Source organism: Candidatus Binatia bacterium (assembly GCA_036382395.1).
Lineage (GTDB): Bacteria > Desulfobacterota > Binatia > HRBIN30 > HRBIN30 > JAGDMS01.
Genome location: DASVHW010000078.1, coordinates 1 through 6,281, shown reverse-complemented (window position 1 = coordinate 6,281; position 6,281 = coordinate 1). Strand labels below are relative to the sequence as shown.

Here is a 6,281-nt window from a genome sequence, read left to right as displayed (position 1 = left end):
GTACCGTGCGTTGCGATGACGTGGGAGCGCTCTCACATCCACGCATCCCCCCGTGGAGATCAAGGGCGGTTTGTCGCGAGCCCTGTAGATGCGTCGCCGCGCGTCCCGCCCCGGGACCAGATCAGGCGCTGGACGCCGCGAAGGGCGCGGTCAAGAGGAGCGATGACGCAGGACGACAGGGCCATCGGCCGCAACGTGACGCTCGAGGAGGTTGCCCGGATGGCCGGCGTCTCACGGGCGACGGTCTCCCGGGTCGTGAACGACAGCCCGAAGGTGAGCCCGGATGTGCGGCGAGCCGTGGAGAAGGCAATCGCTCGCCTCGGTTACGTTCCGAACCATGCCGCGCGAAGCCTGGTGACCCGTCGCAGCGATTCGATCGGTGTGGTCATCCCGGAACCGACCGCCCGGCTCTTCACTGACCCTTTCTTCCTCCTCTTCCTCAATGGGATCGGCACCGCACTCGCGCCTCGTGGCATCCAGCTCGTCCTCCTCATGCCACAATCCGGCGAGGAGGAGAAGCGTCTCGAGCAGTACGTCGCAGCTGGCCACATCGACGGCGTCGTGCTGACGGCACTCCACGGCGACGACCCGCTCCCGGAGCGCCTTGCGGCTCGGGGGGTGCCGGTAGTCGTCAACGGTCGGCCGCCCCGAGGTGCTCAGGCCAGCTACGTCGACGCGGACAGCCGCGGCGGCGCGGCGGCGGCGACGGCGCATTTGCTCGCGCAGGGGCGCCGGAAGGTGGCAACGATCTCGGGCTCGCTCGATATGCCAGCCGCCCTCGACCGGCTGCTGGGCTTCCGAGATGCGCTCGAGGCCGCTGGGCTTCCGATCGACCCCTCCCTCGAGGAGGTCGGGGACTTTAGCCAGGAAGGCGCAACCCGAGCGATGAACCTCCTGCTTGAGCGCCAGCCGGATCTCGACGGCCTATTCGTGGCCTCGGACTCGATGGCCGCGATGGCTCTCGGTGTGCTGCAGAGTGCCGGCCGTCGGGTTCCGGACGATGTCGCCGTCGTGGGATTCGATGACCAGCCGATAGCCGGAACGACCCGACCGCCACTCTCGAGCGTGCGGCATCCGATCGAAGCGATGAGCCACGAGATGGTGCGTCTTCTGCTCCACAACATCGACGCGCGGGACCACCTGCCGAGACAAGTGATGTTCCCGACGGAGCTCGTGGTCCGCGAGTCGAGTGGAGGGCTGCCGACGAAGAGAAGCTGAGCCGAACTGCCAACGACACGCGGCCGCTCTCGTGGCACGCGACGTTACTCAAGCTCCAGTCTCGAGCCATCCAGCGATCTCTATCCAAAGGAGAGACACGTGCATCGTTCTTCCCTGGGGCCCCGGAAACTCTTGGGGCTTTTCATGACCGCCGCGGTGATTGCCGCCGCGTGCGGCGGCGCAGCCACGACCACGGCCCCCGTCACGACCACGGCCCCCGTCACGACCACGGCCCCGGTCGCCTCCGCGCCGGCCGTCTCCGCGCCGGCCGCCTCGGCCGCGCCGACGGCAGCGGGCGCGGGGACGACCTTGACCTACTGGGCGAGCAACCAAGGAACTAGCCTGGAGAACGACAAGCAAGTCCTGACGCCAGAGCTCGACAAGTTCACACAGCAGACTGGCATCAAGGTCAACCTCGAGGTTGTTCCGTGGTCCGATCTTCTGAACCGGATCCTGGCCGCGACCACGTCCGGCCAAGGACCCGACGTGCTGAACATCGGTAACACCTGGTCGGCATCGCTTCAGGCAACCGGTGCGTTCACCCAGTTCGACGACGCGACCATGAACCAGATCGGCGGCAAGGATCGGTTCCTCGCCGGGAGCCTTTCGGCTACTGGTGCAGCCGGCAAGCCGCCCACGGCGGTGCCGCTCTACAGCCTCGCCTATGGTCTGTACTACAACAAGGCGCAGTTCGCAGCGGCCGGGATCACTCAGCCGCCGACGACCTGGGGCGAGTTCGTTGCCGACGCCAAGAAGCTGACCACGCCACAGCACTGGGGTCTGTCCCTCGAATGCGGCAGTATTAGCGAAAATGTGCACAGCGCGTTCACCTTGAGCCAGCAGCAAGGTGGCGCCTTCTTCGATGACTCCGGAAAGCCGACCTTCAATACTCCACAGAACATCGCAGCCATCAAGCAGTACATCGACTTCATGCAGAGCGACAAGATCGTCAATCCCAGCGACGCCGAATACTCCAACGGCACCGAGGCGCTGAGCGACTTCGCCAAAGGCAAGAGTTCGATGATGATCTGGCAGGCAGCGTCCGGCTCACTCGCCCAGCTGGGCATGAACGCCGCCGATATCGGCGTCGCTGCGCTGCCGCTCCCGGACCAGATGCCCGCAGGCGGCAAGAAGGTCACCAGCATGGTCGCGGGCATCAACCTCGCCGTCTTCAACAGCAGTAAGAACAAGGACGCTGCGCTGCAGTTCGTGAAGTTCATGACGAGCACGCCTGAGCAGGAGATTTTGAACAAAACCTATGGATCGCTGCCCTCGGTCAGCGAGGCATACAGCGACCCGGCCTTCCAGACACCGGCAGTACAGCTCTTCAAGAACATCCTCGCCACCAGCGCGGCACCGTTGCCGGCCGTGGCGCAGGAGAGCCAGTTCGAGACGCTGATCGGTACGGCGATGAAGAACATGTTCGCCGATGCGGCGAGCGGCAAGGCCGTGGGCGACTCCGAGATCAGCAGTCAACTCGCCGCAGCACAACAGCAACTCGCCCCCTGAATTCCGACGAGGTAATTAACGACCCGAGGGCTTGACGGGCGCTTCGGCGCCCGCCAAGCCAGAGGAGGAAACAGCCGGTGGTCGGTACCGTCCAGCTAGACCGTCCGCCACCGAGGAAACGGCGGCCTCGCCGGGAATTGCTGCCGTACTTCCTGCTACTGCCGGCGGTTGTGCTGGAACTGTTGATCCACGTCGTTCCGATGCTGGTCGGTGTGGGGATCAGCTTCCTCAGACTCACCCAGTTTTATCTTCGCAACTGGAGCGCTGCTCCCGCGGCCGGCTTCGACAACTACCGGCTTGCCCTGGACTTCAACCAGGCGGCCGGAGAGGCCCTGCTTCACTCATTTCTGGTGACGCTCGGATTCACCGTCCTGGTACTCGGGTTCTCGTGGATGTTCGGCCTAGCCGCGGCGGTTTTCACCCAGCGCTCATTCCGTGGCCGCGGCCTGATCCGCACGGTGTTCCTCATTCCCTATGCCTTGCCGGTGTTCGCCTCGGTCATCATGTGGAGCTTCATGTTCCAGCGAGACACCGGGATCGTAAATCACGTCTTGATCGATCAACTTCATCTGGCTGATCAGCGGCCGTTCTGGCTTATCGGCCAAAACAGCTTCTACTCCCTGGTCATCGTTGAGGTCTGGCGTAGCTGGCCGTTTGCGTTCCTCATGCTGACCGCGGGGATGCAGAGCATCCCCCAAGACCTGTACGAGGCGGCGGCTATGGATGGTGCCGGCGTTTTCGCCCAGATCCGCTGGGTGACCATGCCCATGCTCAAGTCGGTCAATCGGGTACTGCTGATCGTCCTGTTTCTCTGGACGTTCCTCGAATTCACGGTCCCGTACGTCCTGTTCGGAAAATCGGCGCCAGAGCAAGCGGATCTCATCTCGATGCATATCTACCAGAACTCGTTCGTCACGTGGAACTTCGGGACGGGTTCGGCGATGTCGGTGCTGCTGCTCATCTTCCTGCTCGTCGTGACCGTCGGATATCTGGCCGTCTCCAGCCGAGGGAGTGACAATGCGTGAACCTACCTGGTTCTCCTGGACTCGTCGGATCGGGCTGACCGTCCTCGCGGTATTCGCGGGGCTCCCAATCTGGGTGATGGTGACATCCGCCCTCAAACCGCTTGGCGATGTGCAGGGTGACTTCCGCTGGTTTCCCACCCACCTGACGGTGCAACCCTTCTTCGACATGTGGCACACGATCCCGCTTGCCGAGTACTTCGTGAACAGCATCGTTGTCTCGACGGTTGCCTCACTGGCCTCCGTTGGCGTCGCGCTGCTCGCGGCGTACGCGGTGAGCCGCTACCGGTTCCACGGTCGGCAGACCTTCTCCATCGTCGTGCTGTCCACTCAGATGTTCCCGGGGATCTTGTTCCTGTTGCCGCTCTTCGTCATCTTCGTCAACCTTAGTCAAGCCACCGGCATCAACCTCTACCAAAGCCGGCTCGGCCTAATCATCACCTATATGACGTTCACCTTGCCCTTCGCCATCTGGATGTTGGCCGGCTACCTGGATTCGGTGCCACGCGAGCTCGATGAGGCCGCGAAGGTCGATGGCGCCGGCCCGCTCGGTGCGTTCGTTCGCGTGGTGATCCCGGTCGCCATGCCGGGCATCGTCGCGGTCACCATCTACGCCTTTATGACCTCGTGGGGTGAGGTCCTGTTCGCCTCGGTACTGACCAATGAGTCGACGCGAACGCTGGCCGTCGGATTGCAGGGTTACGCAACGCAGAACAACGTCTACTGGAACCAGATCATGGCGGCTTCGCTGACGGTCAGCGTGCCGGTCGTAATCGGCTTCCTCCTGCTGCAGCGATATCTCGTCGCGGGTTTGACCGCCGGATCAGTGAAATAGCGCCGCACCGATGCTCGGATCCGCCTGTTCACGCATCTCGCACGACCAGATCCAGAGAGGTCCATGAACAACCGCAATGCCCTGCCCGAAGATTTTCGCTGGGGAGTCGCAACCTCGTCCTACCAGATCGAAGGCGGCGTCGCCGAGGACGGCCGAGGGCCCTCCATCTGGGACGACTTCTGTCGCGTACCCGGCGCGATCGATAACGGCGATACCGGTGACATCGCGTGTGACTCCTACCGTCGCTGGCCGCAGGACCTCGATCTCCTGAAGCAACTGGGCGTCAATTCCTACCGATTCTCAGTAGCGTGGCCGCGGGTGCAGCCCACCGGACAGGGCCCGGTCAACACTGCAGGGCTGGACTACTACGACCGCCTGGTCGATGACCTGCTCGCGGCGGGGATTCGCCCCTTCACCACGCTGTACCACTGGGATCTGCCGTCCGCGCTGCAACAGACCGGAGGGTGGGTGGCGCGGGAAACAGCCGCCCGCTTCGCCGACTACAGTGCGCTGGTCGCAGCGCGACTGGGCGACCGGGTCACCGACTGGGCGACGCTGAACGAACCACTCTGTTCCGCCTGGATCGGTCATCTGGAAGGCAGGATGGCCCCTGGGATGAGGGATCTGCGTAGCGCGGTTCACGCCTCGTATCATCTGTTGCTGGGACATGGTCTCGCGGTACAGGCCGTGCGCGCCGCGGCACCCCGCACTCCCTCGCTTGGAATCGTGCTGAACCTGAATCCGTGTGAGCCGGCAACTGAATCGGCCGCAGATGCCCTCGCCGCCGAGCGAGCAGACGGGCACACCAATCGGTGGTGGCTGGATCCTCTGCACGGACGGGGGTTTCCGACGGACATGGTCGACCTGTACGGCATCGAGTTACCCACGCGGCCGGAAGATCGCGATACGATCGCGGCTCCGCTGGACTTTCTCGGCGTGAACTACTACTTCCGGATGAAGGTCGCCGCGGACGCCAAAGTCGCCACACTCGGTTTCAGTCAGGTCCCGGTAGCGGGGGCGCAGACAACCGCGTTGGGGTGGGAGGTGTATCCCCAGGGGCTGGAGGACACTCTGATGCGGCTCACGAAGGAGTACGAAGTCGCCGCGTTGTATGTGATGGAGAACGGCTCAGCTTGGCATGACGAACCGGATGCCAACGGCTACGTCGCCGATCACGAGCGAGCGGCTTACCTGCTCGACCAGGTCGACGCGATGGCGAACGCTGCCGCGCAGGGCGCCCCGATGCGCGGCTACTTTGCCTGGTCGCTCATGGACAACTTCGAATGGAGCTATGGCTTCTGGCCCCGCTTCGGCCTGGCCTACGTCGACTACCAGACGCAGGCACGCACGCTCAAGTTGAGCGCTGGCACTTACCGCCAGCTCGTCGCAGAGCATCGGGAGGCAACCCGGCGAAGCCGGCTGGGAGCTGCTGCGTCGTAACGGGCGAACTTCTCCTCGGCATCCGCTCGCTCGCGACCATCGATGAAGTGGGTCATTTCGAGGCTGCCGGCCGGAGGCGGCCTGGCACCCTCAAGCCTGCGACCGGGGGCGAGGAATGCAACACGCGATGGGGCCGGTGGCTACGGAATGACGCCGTCCGGCACCAGCGGCAGCGAGCGCAACCGCACCCCCGTCGCCGCGAAGATCGCGTTGGCGAGCGCCGGGGCGATCGCGATGATGGGCGTCTCGCCGCCTCC

General features: G+C 64.1%; 5 protein-coding genes. All 5 read left to right on the top strand.

From position 1 onward, the window contains the following. The first annotated feature begins 162 nt into the window (after window positions 1–162). The 5 genes from VF515_04100 (at window position 163) to VF515_04080 (ending at window position 6,024) form a co-directional block, all read left to right on the top strand. A complete protein-coding gene (locus tag VF515_04100) occupies window positions 163–1,218 on the top strand; it encodes a LacI family DNA-binding transcriptional regulator (protein ID HEX7406817.1) in 1,056 nt (351 codons plus the stop codon). A 144-nt stretch (window positions 1,219–1,362) separates the two neighbouring features. Further along, window positions 1,363–2,727, top strand: a complete 1,365-nt coding sequence (locus VF515_04095) for an extracellular solute-binding protein (GenBank protein ID HEX7406816.1) — start codon at window positions 1,363–1,365, stop codon at window positions 2,725–2,727. A gap of 137 nt (window positions 2,728–2,864) precedes the next feature. Next, a complete protein-coding gene (locus tag VF515_04090) occupies window positions 2,865–3,752 on the top strand; it encodes a sugar ABC transporter permease (protein ID HEX7406815.1) in 888 nt (295 codons plus the stop codon). Beyond that, window positions 3,745–4,584 (top strand): carbohydrate ABC transporter permease, encoded by an 840-nt coding sequence (locus VF515_04085; GenBank protein ID HEX7406814.1) that lies wholly within the window; start codon window positions 3,745–3,747, stop codon window positions 4,582–4,584. The genes VF515_04090 and VF515_04085 overlap by 8 nt, the downstream gene beginning before the upstream one ends. Before the next feature lie 63 nt (window positions 4,585–4,647). Further along, window positions 4,648–6,024 (top strand): GH1 family beta-glucosidase, encoded by a 1,377-nt coding sequence (locus VF515_04080; GenBank protein ID HEX7406813.1) that lies wholly within the window; start codon window positions 4,648–4,650, stop codon window positions 6,022–6,024. The last annotated feature ends 257 nt before the right edge of the window (window positions 6,025–6,281 follow it).